Source organism: Nostoc parmelioides FACHB-3921 (assembly GCF_014696625.1).
GTDB classification, from domain to species: domain Bacteria; phylum Cyanobacteriota; class Cyanobacteriia; order Cyanobacteriales; family Nostocaceae; genus Trichormus; species Trichormus parmelioides.
Map to the genome: position 1 here is coordinate 1 of NZ_JACJQL010000096.1, position 17343 is coordinate 17343.

The following is a 17343-nucleotide window of genomic DNA, read 5'->3' on the forward strand; positions in this document are numbered from 1 at the left end:
TGTGCTGTCGAGGGTTTGCTGATTTCTCTGATTGTTCGATACCTAGTGAGTAGATGATACTTTTTATCAATCCACTCTTTTGCCATTTTGTCAATGCGTAAGTCCTAAATGCTTCTCTTACCAAACTATTTGAAATAATTTGGCAGGGATATGCACCAAGTAATGTGGGAACTTTGTATTTACCTGAAGAGAAAATTTATGATAACACTTTTGAACTTGCACCACTAAAAAGTCATTTATTTGACCCAGAACGCACTAAGTTACTGAATCGGGTCAAGTTTCGTAATAGCGTATTGCGAGAAGTGATTGAATTAATGTCGCTATCGCGGGAGGGTAAAGGTAAGCGTCGGGGACGCATTTCTTATGCACAATTGGGAATTAACCAGTTGGGTGCTGTGTATGAATCCTTGCTGTGCTTCCGGGGATTTTTTGCTGAGGCTGATTTATATGAAGTGCAGCGTGCAGAAAAAACAACAAAAACCTCTGCGGGAGAAGATGATGAGGAAGAAGTAGAAGAAGAAACTCCCAAACGCGGAAAAAACAACTATGACGAATTGGATGTTGCTTACTTCGTCAAGTTAGAAGACTTAGAAAATTACACAATGGCGGAACGGGTATTTAATAATGCTGACGGTACGCCAAAAATGTACCGTAAAGGTGAGTTTATTTATCGGTTAGCGGGAAGGGATCGCCAAAATTCTGCTTCTTATTATACCCCAGAGTCGTTGACGCGCTGTTTGGTTAAGTATGCGTTGAAGGAATTGCTTAAGGATAAAACAGCAGATGATATTCTCAAGTTGAAAATTTGCGAACCTGCGATGGGGAGTGCAGCATTTTTAAATGAAGCTGTTAACCAGTTAGCAGAGAAATATCTGGAGTTAAAGCAGGACGAATTAAATAAACGCATTCCCCACGATGAGTATTTACAGGAAAAGCAGAAAGTCAAGATGTTTTTGGCTGACCGCAACGTATTTGGGATTGACTTAAACCCGGTTGCTGTGGAGTTAGCGGAGGTGTCCCTGTGGTTGAACTGTATTTACAAACCGGAAAATAGAAAGGCTTTTGTACCTTGGTTTGGAATACAACTGCACTGTGGTAATTCACTAATTGGTGCGCGTCGTCAGGTGTACAGCACTACGTTAATTCCCCGGAAGAAGAAACAACCATATTGGTTTGACCATGAACCGCAACGGGTGATGGTAGGAGATAAGTTACCTGATGGAGTGGTGTTTCACTTTTTGTTACCCGACCCAGGAATGGCTAATTATACAGATAAAGTTATTAAGTCCTTAGCACCAAAGGAAATTGAAACTATCAACAACTGGCGTAAAGAATTTTGCAAAGCAACCTATGATGATTTTGATGTTGACCGTTTAGTAACATTATCTCAACGCATAGATGAACTTTGGCAACGTCACACTGATGAATTGCGGATGATGCGACAACGCACTACTGACCCGTTGAGTATTTTTGGTTATGAAGAAGATGCACATCAAGGGAACAGTTTGGAAATTAAAGATAAGATTTTAGCGCAAGAGAAATTATCTGAAGGTGTAGGTAATTCTAGCTCTTACCGAAGGTTGAAATTTGTCATGGACTATTGGTGCGCTCTGTGGTTTTGGCAGATTAAAAAAGCTAATTTGTTACCGTCAAGGTATGAATATTTTATGGAATTAGCGGTAATTTTGGGTGAAACGGAAATGACATTTGAATCTGAACCAGAATTACCATTATTTCCTGAAACTGCACTCGAAAATGAAGTGCAAAAGTTTGTTGATGATTATAAGTTTGTAAATGTTACGAAATTGGCAGAACGTTTTCCGAGGTTGGGGTTAGTTGCAAAGATTGCAGAGGAGAAGCGATTTTTTCATTGGGAATTGGAGTTTGCAGATATTTTTGCAGATAATGGTGGGTTTGATTTATTTTTAGGAAATCCGCCTTGGATTAGGGTTGAATGGAGTGAAAGTGATGTATTAGGTGATGCTGAACCTTTATTTCAATTACGTAAATTTCCAGCTAGTAAACAAAGTCAGCTAAGAGATGATGTTTTAAAAGCCATTCCTCAATTAAAATCTAGTTATCTTTATGATTATGAATGGTGGAATGAATATCAAAACTTCTTAAATGCTTATCAAAATTATCCTATATTGAAAGGCATACAGACCAATGTATTTAAATGTTTTATACCTCAAGCTTGGCAGTTTTCTAACAAAAAGGGAATACAAGGCTTTATTCATCCTGAAGGTAATTACGATGATCCCAAAGGTGGCTTTTTTAGAAAAGTAATTTATCAAAGATTAAAATATCATTTTCAATTTCAAAATCAATATATTTTATTTCCTATTGGTGATCGGGTTAAATATAGCTTGAATATTTTTGGTCAAAAAACAGATGAAGTTAATTTCATCAATATTGCTAATTTATTTACATCAAAAACAATTGATCAATGTTTTGAGCATGATGGCAAAGGACAAGTAGGCGGTATTAAAACAGATGATAATAACTGGAATATAGAAGGACATCAAAAGCGAATTATTATAGTTAATCAACAAGTTTTACAATTATTTGCTAATCTTTATGACGCAGAAGACACGCCAGCTTTACAAGCGAGATTACCTACTATTCATTCTCAGCAATTATTAACAGTGTTAGGAAAATTTAGTCAGCAAACACTGCGTTTAGGGGATTTGCATAATAAATATTACATGACAGTTATGTTCGATGAAACTAATGCTGTCAAAAAAGATCATACAATTCGTCGTGATACTCAATTTCCTCAGTCTCCTCAAGAATTAATCCTTTCCGGCCCCCATTTTTTTGTTGGGACTCCGTTCAGTAAAACGCCTAAAGCGATTTGTACTGAAAAAGCACATTATAGTGTTATAGATTTAACTCAAATTTCTGACAAATATCTCCCACGCACAAATTACGTCCCTGACTGTTCTCCCGACGAATATCGTCTTCGGGTTCCTTCTGTTCCTTGGAGTGAAAAGATACCAGTTACTGAGTTTTATCGAGTTGTCAGTCGAGAAATGTTAAGCCAATCAGGGGAAAGGACTTTTATACCTGTCATGATGCCTAAAGGTATTGGTCATGTTCATACTTGTATTGCAAGCATTTTTGATCATCAAGTTAATGCAGTTGATTTTTTGGGAATGGGATTGAGTCTTCCCATTGACTTCTTTGTAAAAACAACTGGAATGGGTCATGCAAATCAAAATGTTTTAAAACTTCTTCCTCTGATACCAGAAAGTTTTAAGCTTAAACAAGTCTTACAACTTCGTACCCTTACACTCAACTGTGTTACTACTTTATACACTGAGCTTTGGGAAACCTGCTATAGTCAGAAATTTAACCAAGACACCTGGACAAAAAACGACCCTCGTCTCAACAACAACTTCTTCACTAAATTAACTGCCCACTGGCAACGCAACATCGCTCTTCGCACCGACTATGAACGCCGCCAAGCACTAGTCGAAATAGACGTACTTGCAGCAATGGCATTAGGGCTAACCCTAGACGAACTTATAACCATTTACCGCGTCCAATTCCCCGTTATGCGCCAATACGAAAAAGATACTTGGTACGACCAAAACGGGCGCATTGTATTTACCATCAGTAAAGGACTTGTAGGTGTTGGCTTCCCCCGCAAAGGTAAAAAAGGCGAACTTGGATGGGAAGACATCAAAGACATGAAAACAGGTACAGTCGAACGCACAATCATAGATGACACAATGCCAGGTGGCCCCATCGAACGCACCATCATCTATGAAGCCCCCTTCGACCGTTGCGACAGGGAGGAAGACTACCACACCGCCTGGGAAGCTTTTGAAAAACGCTTTGCCGAACAGGAGGTTAAATCATGATACCGTCAGTAGTAGCCTCAGAAGTTCGTGCCAGCATTGAAGACTTCCTCAAAACCGAATTTCGCCCTGCGTCCCCAGGATTTGAAGGGCTGATGCAACGCTTTTTAGCAACACAGGAAGCTGTATTTAAAGGCCCTTACCTGTCTGTGGGTTTGCCATTCCGCCCCGGTTCTACAGGTGCAGACTATTTCCCTGACGTGCCAATGGCATTTCCCCCACACCGCCATCAGGAACAAGCATTCGCTCGATTAAAAGCACCTTACTATCAATCAACCCTTGTCGCTACAGGAACAGGTTCAGGAAAAACAGAGTGTTTTTTATTACCTATCCTCAATCACTGCTACCAGCAGGAAAGCGAATCGGGTATTAAAGCACTGCTAATTTACCCCATGAACGCCCTAGCCACCGACCAAGCAAAGCGGTTAGCAAGCCTCATTTGGCACAACCCAAAATTAAAAGGTAAGGTAACTGCTGGGTTATTTGTGGGCGAATCGGAACGAGATCCAAAGGCGATGATGGGTGAAGACCATATCATCACTGACAAAAATATTCTGCGCCAATGTCCACCCGACATTTTGTTGACTAACTACAAAATGCTTGACTACCTGCTGATTCGTCCAGGCGACCAACCATTATGGACTGGAAATGCACCAGAAACCCTGCGTTATTTGGTAGTTGATGAAATTCACACCTTTGATGGCGCACAGGGAACAGACTTGGCTTGTTTAATCCGCCGCCTCAAAGCTAGATTGCAAACTCCCGAACGTCATTTAGCTTGTGTCGGGACTTCTGCAACCTTGGGTGGTAGTGGTAATAAAGGGGATATGTTGAATTATGCAACTACCGTTTTTGACGAACCCTTCGACCAAAATGCTCTAGTTGAAGAAGATAGGCTAACTTGCGGAGAATTTCTCTTTGATGCTTACATTAATCCCCTCCCCATTCCCGAACCAGATAAATTAGACATTCTCAAAGCTGCCAACTACCAAACTATAAAGGAATATATCTGCGCTCAACATCAGCTATGGTTTGAAGCAGCAATTACCGAAGAATTTAATAATAATGAGTGGCGAGTTGAATTAGGCGATCGCTTGAAATCTCTGCCCATCGTCCACAACCTGCTGAAAGTTTTAGACCAAGGAGCGATCGCCCTACCTGAACTTTGGCAAAAACTCAGCCGAAAAATGCGCTTACCAGATAGCGATGACCCAATTTATCAAGCTGCTTTATTTGATAGTTTAATTGCCTTGTGTGCGATCGCCCGCCGCCAATTGCACACTGCACTTGTCCCTTGGGTTAATATTCGTCTGCAATTTTGGCTGCGAGAACTGCGCCGCATGGTGGGAACTGTTGAGAAGCAACCCCAATTAGTATTTGCTGATGACCAAGCATCAGAAGAAAAAGAGCGTGTTCTGCCAGTGATACACTGTCGAGACTGCGGTAGTACGGGATGGGGAGGGTTAAGGCAACAAGTAACAAACCATAAAATAGCTTGTGACCTACGAGACTTTTATAAAGCGTACTTCGCAAACGATCCATTAATTACCTACATTTTCCCCCATCGCAATCCAGATAATGATAGAGGTTGGTTATCTTGGAAGCTTTGCAAAGAATGTCTAACCCTTAACCGCACAGATGCTCATCGTTGTTCTAAGTGCGCCAGCCAAGAATTTATTTCAGTTATCGAACCAGACCAAGATGCGATCGTTCGCACGATAAAAACCAAAAATGGTAATCCCCGGCGTATTTCTAACCATGATTGCCCCTTCTGCGGCAGTAAAGATGGTTTAGCAATTCTTGGTTCTCGCGCTGCGAGTTTAGCTAGTGCCGCAATTGGTACATTATTCTCATCAGCTTACAATGACGATCGCAAACTAATTACTTTCTCTGACTCTGTACAAGATGCAGCGCACCGTGCAGGCTTTTTTGAAACTCGTACTTTCCGCACAACCTTAAGAAGTGCCTTACGCCAGCATCTTGATCATAAAGCTAAAGGATGGAATTTAGCGGATATTCGGGCTGATATTTCTCAATATTGGCGTAATGAAATTGGTGGCGATGGCGATTATATTGCCACATTTATGCCTTCAGATTTGGAATGGCTGCGGGAATGGGAAGAATTACAACAAGCAGGAACAGCAAAACCCAGCCTTGTTGACCTGATTAATAAACGGCTTGATTGGGAAGTAATTGCAGAAATTGGCTTGCGGACAAATTTGGGTGCTTCATTAGAACGCACTGACACCTGTGCAATCTATCTTGATAGTAATTTACTCAACTCTGCCTGCTTAAACTTACTCGAACAAATTCGTAACGAAATTGGCGGACTAGAAAATCTCGATCAGCAAACCCTGCTCCGTTTTCTGTTGGGGTTAATTTACCATCTGCGGCTACAGGGCGGTATTTTGCATTCGGTAACAGAAAATTATATTGAAAGTGGTGGTCAAACGTTCCGGTTGCAGCAACCCTTATTTATGCCTGGATTTGGCCCATCCTCACTTGCACCCGTTTACTTTGTCCAAAATGGTAATTTTCCTCGTTTTGAAGCCTTAGTTCGACCATCAGGAAAAGTAACTTGGTGTGAAAATTGGGCTTTTAAATTGTTTTCTAGCTACACTCCACTGATTGTCGCCCAGGTAGAAACCCTTTACAACCTAGTTTTAAATCAACTGGTGTCTCATGAGATTTTTGGAGTGAGGGAAACACGTAACGGCGCAAAAGTCTGGGGTATCGAACAGACAGCATTGTATTTGGATATTACAGCACATCACCTTGAATGCGATAAATGCGGACACAGCATTACCGCTTCTCCACATGAATTGACGTTATGGACAGATACACCTTGTATGCGTCCGAAGTGTACGGGGAAATATCAACCATCGGAACGAAAAACCCGCGATTTTTACCGCCACTTGTATTCTAAAGGTCGAGTGTGGCGGATATTTGCTAGAGAACACACCGGACTATTAGAAAGGGATGTCCGCGAAGAATTAGAAACTCGCTTTATCACAGGTCGCCACCGTTACGACCCCAATCTTCTTTCTGCTACTTCAACCCTGGAAATGGGGATTGATATTGGTACGCTTTCTTCTGTTTTATTGTGTTCCGTTCCTCCAGCCCAAGCCAATTATCAACAGCGTATTGGTCGTGCAGGTCGTCGAGATGGGAATGCTTTTATCGCTGCGATCGCTAACGGTACTCCCCACGATTTATATTTCTGGGCTGACCCCATGTTAATGATTGCAGGTGGGGTAGATACTCCCGGTTCTTACCTCGATGCTTCAGCAATTTTACAACGCCAACTCACTGCTTACTGTCTCGACCGTTGGGTATCCCAAGGTATCACCCCAGACCAACTACCCGAACGATTTGGCACTGTTTTAGATAGCGTCCAGCAACGTGATTTAACTCGCTTTCCTTATACATGGCTAGATTTTATTGAAAATCAACAATTAGAACTACTGCAAGATTTTCTCGATCTCTTCCAAAATCAAATATCCCACCGTAGTGCCGAACAATTAAGAATATTTATTGAGAAAGGCGAAAACGATGAAGGGGGATTGCGTTGGCGCATTGTCAACCGCTTGCAGGAAGTAGTGGAAGAACGCCGACGCTTAAAAAACCAAAGTGATACCTTACGGCGACGTATTAAAGATAAGGAAAAAGCTGCTAAGAGTCAAAATCACGAAGAAGAACTAGCGGAACTCCACCGGGAACGGGGCGGATTGATGGAGTTAGTGAAAAATATCAGCGATAAAAATACCCTCAACTTCTTTACTGATGAAGGGTTGCTACCTAATTATGCTTTCCCCGAACCAGGTGTAATGCTCAAGTCAATTATTTGGCGACAAAAGAATATCAAAGGAGATGGTGCATCTGGCAAATACGAAACCTTTACCTTTGAGTACGAACGCCCTGGTGCGATCGCGTTGCGGGAACTTGCTCCCTCTGGTGTATTTTATGCCGAGGGAAACCGCGTCAAAATTGACCAAATCGACTTAAATATTTCCCAAATTGAAGAGTGGCGCTTGTGTAGGAACTGTTCCTATGCTGCTCTCACTATTTTAGATACAGCTAAAGAACCAGCTTGTCCACGCTGTGGGGACAGGATGTGGTCAGATGCAGGACGTAAGCGCAAAATGATTCGTTTACGCCAAGTTATAGCAACTACTAACGCCAGAGAAAGCCGTATTGGTGATGACAAAGATGAGCGCCAACCAGCCTTTTTCACTCAACAAATGTTGGTAGATTTTGAACCGGAAGCACGGGAAAAGACTTTTGTAATTAAAGATGAGGAATTTCCCTTTGGTTTTGAATTTATTTCACGAGTTACCTTTCGAGAAGTAAATTTTGGGGAGGGTAATTCCCAATCTGAAAATTTTGAAGTTGCTGGAATTAACCGTCCCCGTCCTGGTTTTCAAATTTGTCGCCATTGCGGTAAAGTTCAAACTGATCCAGAAAAACCAGAACACGCCTTGACTTGTTCTCGACGTGAAAATAGCAATGAAAATGATTTTACTGATATCTTGTACTTGTTTAGACAATTTGAATCGGAAGCAATCAGGATATTGCTACCTGTAGATACTTTAACTTCTGATAAAAAATTACATTCATTTATTGCCGCCTTGCAACTAGGGTTAAAACAATACTTTAAGGGTAAAGTAGACCACCTCAGAACCCTTATTAGTCACGAACCGCAAGAAAATACACCTAGCTTGCTACGCAAACCTTTTCTATTTTTATACGACACTATTCCCGGTGGTACAGGCTATCTACGCGAATTACTACGAGATCCAAATAACTTTTTCTCCGTGTTTGAACAAGCATTAGTTATTTTACGTGCTTGCGACTGCAATGATGGCTGTTATAACTGCTTGTACGGTTATCGTAATAGTTTTGACCGAGATCAAACCAGCCGGAAGACAGCGATTGATTTACTTAATATGATTGTTAACCGTCGTCTGCAATTAACTGAAACTCAAGGAGGGCTTTCTCAAGTTAAGCTTAATGCTTTATTTGATAGTATTCTTGAATTACGTTTCATTGAAGCACTAAGACGCTACCGCTATAATAACGAACCAACAATCGTTCGTAAAGAAATAGTTAATGGTAAAGCTGGTTATTTTATTAGAATTGCTAATCAAGATTGGAACGTCGAACCACAGGTAGAACTTGGCAGAAACGAAGGAATTGAAGTAAATAGCAGAGCAGATTTTGTTTTTTATCCTGCTAAAAATACAACAGCGATTAAACCGATAGTCATATTTACCGATGGTTGGCAATACCATGCTCACCGCATTGCTGAAGATTTTCTTCAACGTATGGCAATTGCTAAGAGCAACCAGTATCACGTTTGGTCTTTAACTTGGACTGATGTAGAATCACAGTTTTCAAACAAGCAAAATGATGTTTATGTTGACCTTTTAGAACTGGGTGCTAGTCAGCAATTTAAGGCTAAAGAAGGTACATTTTATGAAAAATATAAATGCGGAGAATTACGACTGATTGCTCAAAAAAACAGTTTTATTTGGCTGGTTAATTTCCTGGTTAATCCAAATAGAGATTTATGGAAAAATTTTGCTCTGATGAGAACTTCTGCTCAATTTGATAATGCTCGTTTTAGCCAGCAGGATACTCGTCTATCTTGGGTTAATGCAGTATTAAATAGAACCAACTCTTTAGTTGTAGATGCGTTTAAACCCATAGAAACTGGAAAAATGTTAGGTTTAGTTTCTGAGGCAATAAATGGTGACAAAAATTTAGTCGAAATTTACATCTCAGTAGAGGGTAAACGTCATTCAACTCTAGATAGTGCTGGCTCGTTTATCACTATTTATTTAGATGATAAAGCAATAGAAAATGAAAAAGAATTGCAAAAATCGTGGATAGGAGTTCTACGTTATTTCAACATATTACAATTTCTTGACCATAGTTATGTTGTGACGGCTCAAGGTAATGATAATGGTTTAAATTCTGCATTAGTACCTCCCAAAGCAAACCAGGCTCAATCTCAACCGACGGTTAAACATAATGTAGCAGCTTGGCAAAAACTAGAGGAACTAGTTTTTGATGAAACAACATTAGAACTGTTGCACTATATGCAAGAACATAACTGGGATTTACCAGAAGTTGGTTATGAGTTAATTGATAGTAATGAAGTTGTAATTGCTGAGGCTGAGTTAGCTTGGACAAAAGGTAAATGTGCTGTTTTGATTACAGCAGATAATACTTTAATGCTATTTAAAGCAGCAGGATGGCAGGTAGCTACTATTAGTGAAGTTATGGCTGACCCAGAAACATTTTATAGCCAATATATTAATTAATAATGCGATAGGAGATTATTCAAGGAAGTAATTATATGTTAAACCATCAACCAAAACTAGCAATATCCGCAGATTTTCTCGATGCTTTTAGTAAAATACCTCGACAAATTCAAGGTAAAGTAAATGTATTTGTTGAAAAATTTAAGAAAGATCCAACCAGTTCTGGTATTAATTATGAGTCAATTAACGGCAGGGACTCTCGATTAAAATCTGTTCGTATTGACTTGTCCTATAGAGCTATTGTTTTTAAACCTGATAAGGGTAATACTTATATTCTTTTATGGGTTGATAACCATGATGATGCTTATAGCTGGGCGCAACGCCGAGTTTGTAAAATTAACCCAGAATCAGGTGCATTACAAATTATAGATATTGAGGAAGCAAGCGCAATTGAAGCAGAAATTTCTAGCCGTAGAAAACCACAAATTCCTGGTCGATTTGATAGCATACCAGATAAATATTTATTGCGGCTTGGTATTCCCGATGAATTATTAGGTGCAGTTCGTGCAGTTGTAACTGACGAAGATATCGATAAATTAGTGTCTAAGTTACCCGAAGAAGCGGCTGATGCTTTACTAATGTTGGGTGCTGGATACTCTATCGAAGAAACTCTCACAGCACAAGATAAAAACCGCGAACAGACTATCGACACAGATAATATTGATGCAGCTTTAGAAAAAGACGACAGTAAACGCCGCTTCCGAGTTGTTGAAAATGAAACAGAATTGTTAGAAATTCTAGCTGCACCTTTAGAAAAATGGCGCGTATTTCTCCACCCCAGCCAAAGACGTTTGGTTGAACGCGACTGGAAAGGGCCAGTACGAGTATTAGGTGGTGCAGGAACAGGGAAAACAGTAGTTGCAATGCACCGTGCTAAATGGCTGGCAGAAAATCGATTTACAAATTCAGGCGATCGCATTTTATTTACAACCTTCACCCGCAACCTTGCAGTTGATATCGAAGCTAACTTACGTAAGATTTGCTCTCCTGAAACCATGCGTCGCATACGAGTTGAGAATATTGATGCCTGGGTAACATCATTTTTAAAAAGTGAAGGTGTTACTACTAAAATTGTCTACGATGACCAAGTAGCAGAACTTTGGGAAAAAGCTTACGAATGCAAACCTGAATCTCCATCGTTAACACTGGCTTTTTATCAGGATGAATGGCGTGAGGTAATTCAAGCTAATAAAATCACAAACCTCAAGCAATATTTAACAGTTACCCGCACTGGACGCGGTACAAGACTCAATCGAGCCGAGCGAGCTGCTATTTGGGTTGTTTTTGAAGAATATCGTTCATTACTCCAACAAAAAGGTTGGAAAGAAGCCGAAGATGCAATGCGTGATGCTTGTAGTTTATTACAAAATAAACCAGGAGAAACTTTACCTTTCAAGGCTGTAATCGTAGATGAAGCTCAAGATATGAGCGATGCAGTTTTCTCACTAATTAGGGCAATAGTTCCACCCGTAAATTCCGGCAATGATATTTTTATAGTTGGCGACCCTCACCAAAGGATTTACGGTCGGAAGCTTGTTCTTAGTCGCTGCGGTATTGATATTCGCGGTCGCTCACACAAATTAAGAATTAACTACCGTACCACTGATGAAACTCGAAAGTGGGCAACGATGGTACTAGATGGCGTTACCGTTGATGACTTAGATGGTGAGCAAGATGATCTTAAAGGGTATCGTTCTCTACTTCATGGAGATCAACCTACAGTCAAAGGATTTTCTAGTTTCGAGAATGAAATCAACTTCATCAAAAAGTATCTTCAGCAACTAGAAAGCAATGGTACTCCTCTAGGCAATATTTGTATTGTAGTACGCACTAATTCTTTGGTAAAACAATATGCCTCTGTGCTTAACGGCTTTGGGTTCAAGGTACGGGAAGTCAAACGTACTCAGCCTGATAATTTATCCGACCAAGGTGTTCGTATCGCAACAATGCACAGAGTTAAGGGATTGCAATTTGATTATGTGGTTTTAGCAAGTGTTAATGATGGGATAGTGCCGTTAAAGTCTGCGTTATCTAACGCCGCCGATAAAGCAGCATATAATTCATTAATTAATTCAGAGCGTTCTTTAATCCATGTAGCTGCTACACGCGCTAAACGTTGTGTCACTGTTACTTATTACGGACAATTCAGTTCTCTTATTCCAATAAATTAAGCCTTTTCTCTCTCCACTCTAAAAGAAATTTAAAAGAAACTTGCCTGATTATATCTAACTTTTGGCTAACTTCTTTTACAGTATTAATATCTATTGGTTGTGTACCATGAGCAATTGTTTTACGAATGTCATAGTTATCGTCAATCCATGTATTTTGTCCTTTAATGATAGGCCAATAATCACAATCACCCCATAAAGCTTTAAAACTTTCCCATATTTGGCTTTTTGTTTGCTTACTCCTCCCTTCAGGTATCGGAGGATGATACTTACTCGCAACAATTTCAATTGAATTCCAAAAAGCTAAAAATTTATCAAATGGATCTTCTGTATATAATCCTTTACGATACCAACCTAACGCTCTCAAATAAGTTATTGTTGTTGTATGTGAAGATAATAACCTTGCTTCTTGAAAAGCATTTTGCCATTCTTCTTTCTTAACTCTTCTTAAAGTTTTATGACCAAAATTAGTAATAATGCGGTAATCATTGAAATTTAAATAAAGTGCTTGATCAATCTGTATTGCAAGTGTATCAAGCATTTGACCAAAAAAGAAAATAGCAGCTTCACGAGCAAGTTCTTCGTTAGGTGCAAATGCTGTAATAGTTGCTTCTACTCCTGAAATTGTTTGACTACGCTTAATTTCAATGTCACTATAGAATTTATCATTCAAACGAAAACCTTTCAGTTGGCTAAAACGTAAAGTTTTTTCTACAGTAATTGATCCGTAAACTTCAAGAATTACTTCCCAAACTGGTATATTTTGCATCATCTTAAATTAATTTAAATGAAAAAGTTCTCCAGTATTTAAATCCTAAAATTCAATAAATAATTCATAACTGCATAGTCTATTTGTTTTAGTCTAATTACTTATTCCAAATCATGGTGATATAAGCTTTTGACCATCATGAGTAATCACGAGAGCAAAATTTTTTCAGCATAAATATAAGATGGCATATAGTATTTGCTACATAATAGCTGTAAAAAATATGATAAACTTCAGTATATACGCGCAAAAATACTTTTAAGCGTAGGAATTTTTGGTTTTTTATATAGATAAAAGTAGATTGCTTATACAGTTTTCATATTGCTCCACTGTTGTATTATTTTATAATTTCCGACTCCAGCAAGCCCAACACTTTCTCCTCCAACTGGCTCAAGTAAGCCCGATTCACCTTCCCCAGCGATTCCAAAAACCTCTGCACCGACTCCCCCAAACCACTCGAATACACCCGTCCAATGCGATCGCAGATCACCTGCATTTGCTCACACTCAGCAGGCAGATAGTTGTATGACTTTAGATGCTGCACCCCAAGCGTCAGTTCGCTGTTCCAAGTTCTCACAGTGCAACTGAACTTATTCACTTGGCTGACAATCGCCCAGCAACCACCCTTACCACGCAGATCAGGGTTATCTTTGGCTAGAATTTGGCATACCTCACCTATCTGGTAAGTGTTGGGTACTTGGGTGCGTTCCATAATGCGCTGTACTACATCTTTGACAATGCGATGAGAGGGTACTTTGCCATTTGCAGATTCTACAGCTTGTTGCCATGCTTCGGGCTGAATGTCTGGGTCTAGTTTTGTTAGTGGTCTAACTTGCCACTCATTAGTCGGAAAAATGTGATCGGAACGATCACATTTTTCAACTAAGTTATCAAACACCACCGCCGCATCCATTAAAAGATAAGACTGGCGGCGACTGTGACCAAACCTATCTCGGCAATACTCCTCAAATGTCCGGTGAGTGGAACGGTAAAGCCGTCTGTCTCGCAACTCTATTAGTGCCTTGCCTGCCTCAAAAAACGCTCGTTCCACTTTTCGTTCCAAAAGCAGGCGATCACTTTGTTCTTCCTGAGTTAACTCATAGATTTCAACAGCAGCTACCTCAATAGTCACTAAACCCTGATTGTCCTGGGGAGGAATATCTGGAATGTTTGAGTTCACTGCTGGTTTTAAATTACTAGAGCCGCTAGAGTTAGCTTTTTTGCGCTTGCGGGGTGAGGTGTTCATGAATCACTTATTGTCAAACAGCCCAAAAGCAAATCCTAAAAAGTTTTTTAATCCTCATTACCAGCAATCTCTTTCAAAGTTTCGATGTTGAGACATTGGGAACGAATCAACCTCTCGATTACTTCTGCTCTAGTTAGTTCCATTTCTTCAGCTATAGCGTCAACAAGCTCAATCGCTGTTGGGGTCAACATAATTTGAACTCTTTGCTTGCTTTCACCCCATTTTCCGGGCTTAACTCGATAATCTTTTGGCACTAGCGTTTTAACCATATCAATACCTACACATATATTCAACCAGATTCAATTATATACACACTTGACGATGTGTGTATATGTGTAGTAGATTTAAGTTATCAAAAAACAAAAGACGACCGCCCCTCTCTCGCAAATTGGAAGCGATCGCCTTTTGACCTTTTAACAGGAAATACAATTATGACTCACCCGATATACTCTCATCAACACCTGCAACTGAAATCCATTGCCCGACTCAAGCAAATCTACAGCGATATCGGCTGCACAACCACAGTACGAGACAGACGATGCAAGGATAGCTGGATTAGCGCGATCATCACCCATCAGTCCGCCCAAGTTCAGAAAGTTGATGAACAAGCGATGCCTCCGGCAACGTCATGGACGAACGCTCAAGAAGAACTAGAGAATTTCATTGCTGACCAAGCCGAAGCTGTAGCACCAGAAGAACTGACCACCCAAGAAATCAATCCTCACCACTTTGAAGTCTACGCAGGAAAAAGACTCATCGCCTACATCAGCTACGACCACGGCGAATTTGTCACCCAACGCTGGGTAGTCATGGTGTGCGGCGTTGAGATTTTCCGCTACACGACCCTTACCAGATGCCAACGCTACGTCCAATGGCATCACCAAGATGGGACACTTAACTCACCAATCCCAGATGAAATTCCAGAAGTCCCCACCATTTCTGAAATCTGTTTCTACGAGCAGGAAGCATTTGCTAATGGGGAATTAGTAGCCAGCATTAGCTTTGACTCTGACAATCGCGAAGACTTGTACTGGCGAGTCATCATCAACGGGCAAGAGATTTTCCGCGACACCACATCTGCCAGATGCCACAGTTATGTCAAGCAGCAGTATCAGCAAGGCACATTGCCAGCGCAAGAACCATTTGTTGAAGCTGACGCTACTGAAAACGAAATCATGGCTCAGATTGCGACTAGTTGCGAACAGTTGGGTTTGGAATTGCTGGACAATGGGATTTACCACAATGAAAAAAGACTAGTGGAATTCGTCTACAAGAACGGCGTTTGCTGCTATGTACAAGCTTCTTTAGAACCCCAGCAAATAGTCCCTGAGTTGCTGTCTGAGGATTTGTCTTGTGAGGAACTGCTCAACAAACCCTTTCACTTGCTCACATCTGAACAGTGGGAAAGATTGCGAGAGTCTGAACCAGTCTTGGGCAGCAGGGAATTAGTGGCTGTTTAAAAAAAAGGTGGGCTTCGTCGCCCACTCAATTTAACTGTTTAGTTGCTCCCAATATAAACACTTACCTGCTCGTTTCCACAGAAAACATCAATTAGCTTCACCTTTACCGAAATCATGCAACCCACCATTAGCATACCCAAAGGCTGGGATTACCCCAAATTCACGTTAGGACAGCGCATAAAGCAAGGGCTAATCATTGGTATCCAATACTACCCTACCGATACTCTTTTGGCTCATGAGTACGGTACAGGTTGGCGTTACACAGTGATGTCTGACAAAAACTCAGAAGAAGTTCGTTCTTACTTTGACGATCAAATCCAACAGTTTTCTGTTGCAGAACTTCAAGCACAGTTGCAAGCGGAACTTGAAGAGCATCAACAGCAGATAACAGCACTTCAAGAACAGTTGGGAGGATTAACTGATGTCTATATCAGCCTCATTGAATTAGTTAAAGCTAGTCAATATTTAATATCTAAAATTGCTAAACACCCAGATTTTTTAGCACTTCGCTATCATCCCGATTTAAGCATTGGTGACGCGCAAACTGCACTGTCTTATCTCAAAGATGAGCTAGAAACTAATCAACAGTCTGCTAATACAGCCAAGACTTGCGATTAGAAGAAACTCGCCCGAATTGCCTGTGATTAATTCGGGCGATCGCTAGTATTTTTGAATACTGCATCTTACTACAAGAAACCTATTGTTGCACAGTAGAGGTAAAATATGATGACAGAAATAAAACTAGGTCTTTGTAATCCTCCTGAACCCATTTATCTATACGTTAAAAATGGGGAATCAAGTGGTGAAACTTATCTTTGGTATCACTACAATATAGAACAAGATAAAACCATCCCCGTACAACAACGGGGATTAACTGGTTACTTATCAGAAGTACGGGTGACAGCAAAAGAATACAAAGGGAAGGACAGTATTAAATTAGATATTGTTGTCTCTGCTGATGAAGTGTATATCATCAGAACTGGCATAGAAACCAATTTCGCTAAAACCTTTTTACTAGCAGCTTCACAAGTTTACGACTTTGATAAACCTCTAGTTATTGCTGCTACTAGCGGTGATGAAAACACAGTCTTTTGTCGGCTTTATGATGCAACAAGTAAAGTTAGAGTTCGCAGTGAATGGAATCCAAACGCTGATTGGTTCTCAATCATTACTGAAATCCAATCTCGTTTGGGTGCTTCATTTTCATCTATTCCACTCATGTCAGAACAACAAACACAACCCAAGTCTGTAGCACATCCTCAAGATTTGCGTGTGAAATATATTCGTACCTTGTTGAATTATCCTCTGGATTTGGTCAAAGAATATTTGCAGTTTCAAGATGTTAGTAGCCCCAGTCAATTACCCATTAGCAAGATTGATTCTCTGGTAAAAACCATGTGTTTAGCCTGGGCAGCAGACAAAGTTGATAATTCCAATCAGGCTGAAGATTCATATCAGCAGCAGGTAGTTGATGTAGTTGCTACTGGTGATGATGAATTGACAGCAATCAAGAC

9 protein-coding genes are annotated in these 17343 nt (G+C 40.3%); 6 read left to right on the forward strand and 3 right to left on the reverse strand.

What is annotated here, in order from left to right; all coding sequences use genetic code 11:
• Positions 1-164: 164 nt before the first annotated feature.
• The 3 genes from H6G14_RS30270 to H6G14_RS30280 are packed head-to-tail and all read left to right on the forward strand — an operon-like array spanning position 165 to position 12360.
• Positions 165-3866, forward strand: a complete 3702-nt coding sequence (locus H6G14_RS30270) for an Eco57I restriction-modification methylase domain-containing protein (RefSeq protein ID WP_199326340.1) — start codon at positions 165-167, stop codon at positions 3864-3866.
• On the forward strand, positions 3863-10189 hold the full coding sequence (locus H6G14_RS30275; RefSeq protein ID WP_190572340.1) for a DEAD/DEAH box helicase: 6327 nt from the start codon (positions 3863-3865) through the stop codon (positions 10187-10189). Before H6G14_RS30270 ends, H6G14_RS30275 begins: the two co-directional genes overlap by 4 nt.
• A 35-nt stretch (positions 10190-10224) precedes the next feature.
• Complete coding sequence (locus H6G14_RS30280) at positions 10225-12360, forward strand: UvrD-helicase domain-containing protein (RefSeq protein ID WP_190572341.1); 2136 nt, start codon at positions 10225-10227, stop codon at positions 12358-12360.
• Here the strand turns inward: H6G14_RS30280 and H6G14_RS30285 are convergent.
• From H6G14_RS30285 to H6G14_RS30295, 3 genes are all read right to left on the reverse strand, one after another.
• Entirely contained in the window at positions 12344-13129 is a 786-nt protein-coding gene (locus H6G14_RS30285; RefSeq protein WP_190572343.1) for a methylamine utilization protein MauJ, read from the reverse strand. The genes H6G14_RS30280 and H6G14_RS30285 overlap by 17 nt on opposite strands.
• Before the next feature lie 331 nt (positions 13130-13460).
• Positions 13461-14369, reverse strand: a complete 909-nt coding sequence (locus tag H6G14_RS30290; protein ID WP_190572345.1) for a hypothetical protein — start codon at positions 14367-14369, stop codon at positions 13461-13463.
• A gap of 47 nt (positions 14370-14416) precedes the next feature.
• Complete coding sequence (locus H6G14_RS30295; protein WP_190572347.1) at positions 14417-14638, reverse strand: ribbon-helix-helix protein, CopG family; 222 nt, start codon at positions 14636-14638, stop codon at positions 14417-14419.
• Between the two features lie 162 nt (positions 14639-14800).
• Between H6G14_RS30295 and H6G14_RS30300 the strand changes: the two genes are divergently transcribed.
• From H6G14_RS30300 to H6G14_RS30310, 3 genes are all read left to right on the forward strand, one after another.
• Positions 14801-15829: a hypothetical protein gene (locus tag H6G14_RS30300; protein WP_190572349.1), complete on the forward strand. Its 1029-nt coding sequence runs from the start codon at positions 14801-14803 to the stop codon at positions 15827-15829.
• 114 nt (positions 15830-15943) lie between these two features.
• Complete coding sequence (locus H6G14_RS30305; protein WP_190572350.1) at positions 15944-16447, forward strand: hypothetical protein; 504 nt, start codon at positions 15944-15946, stop codon at positions 16445-16447.
• A gap of 105 nt (positions 16448-16552) precedes the next feature.
• The coding region (locus H6G14_RS30310; protein WP_190572352.1) for a hypothetical protein at positions 16553-17343 on the forward strand (791 nt) is incomplete at its 3' end.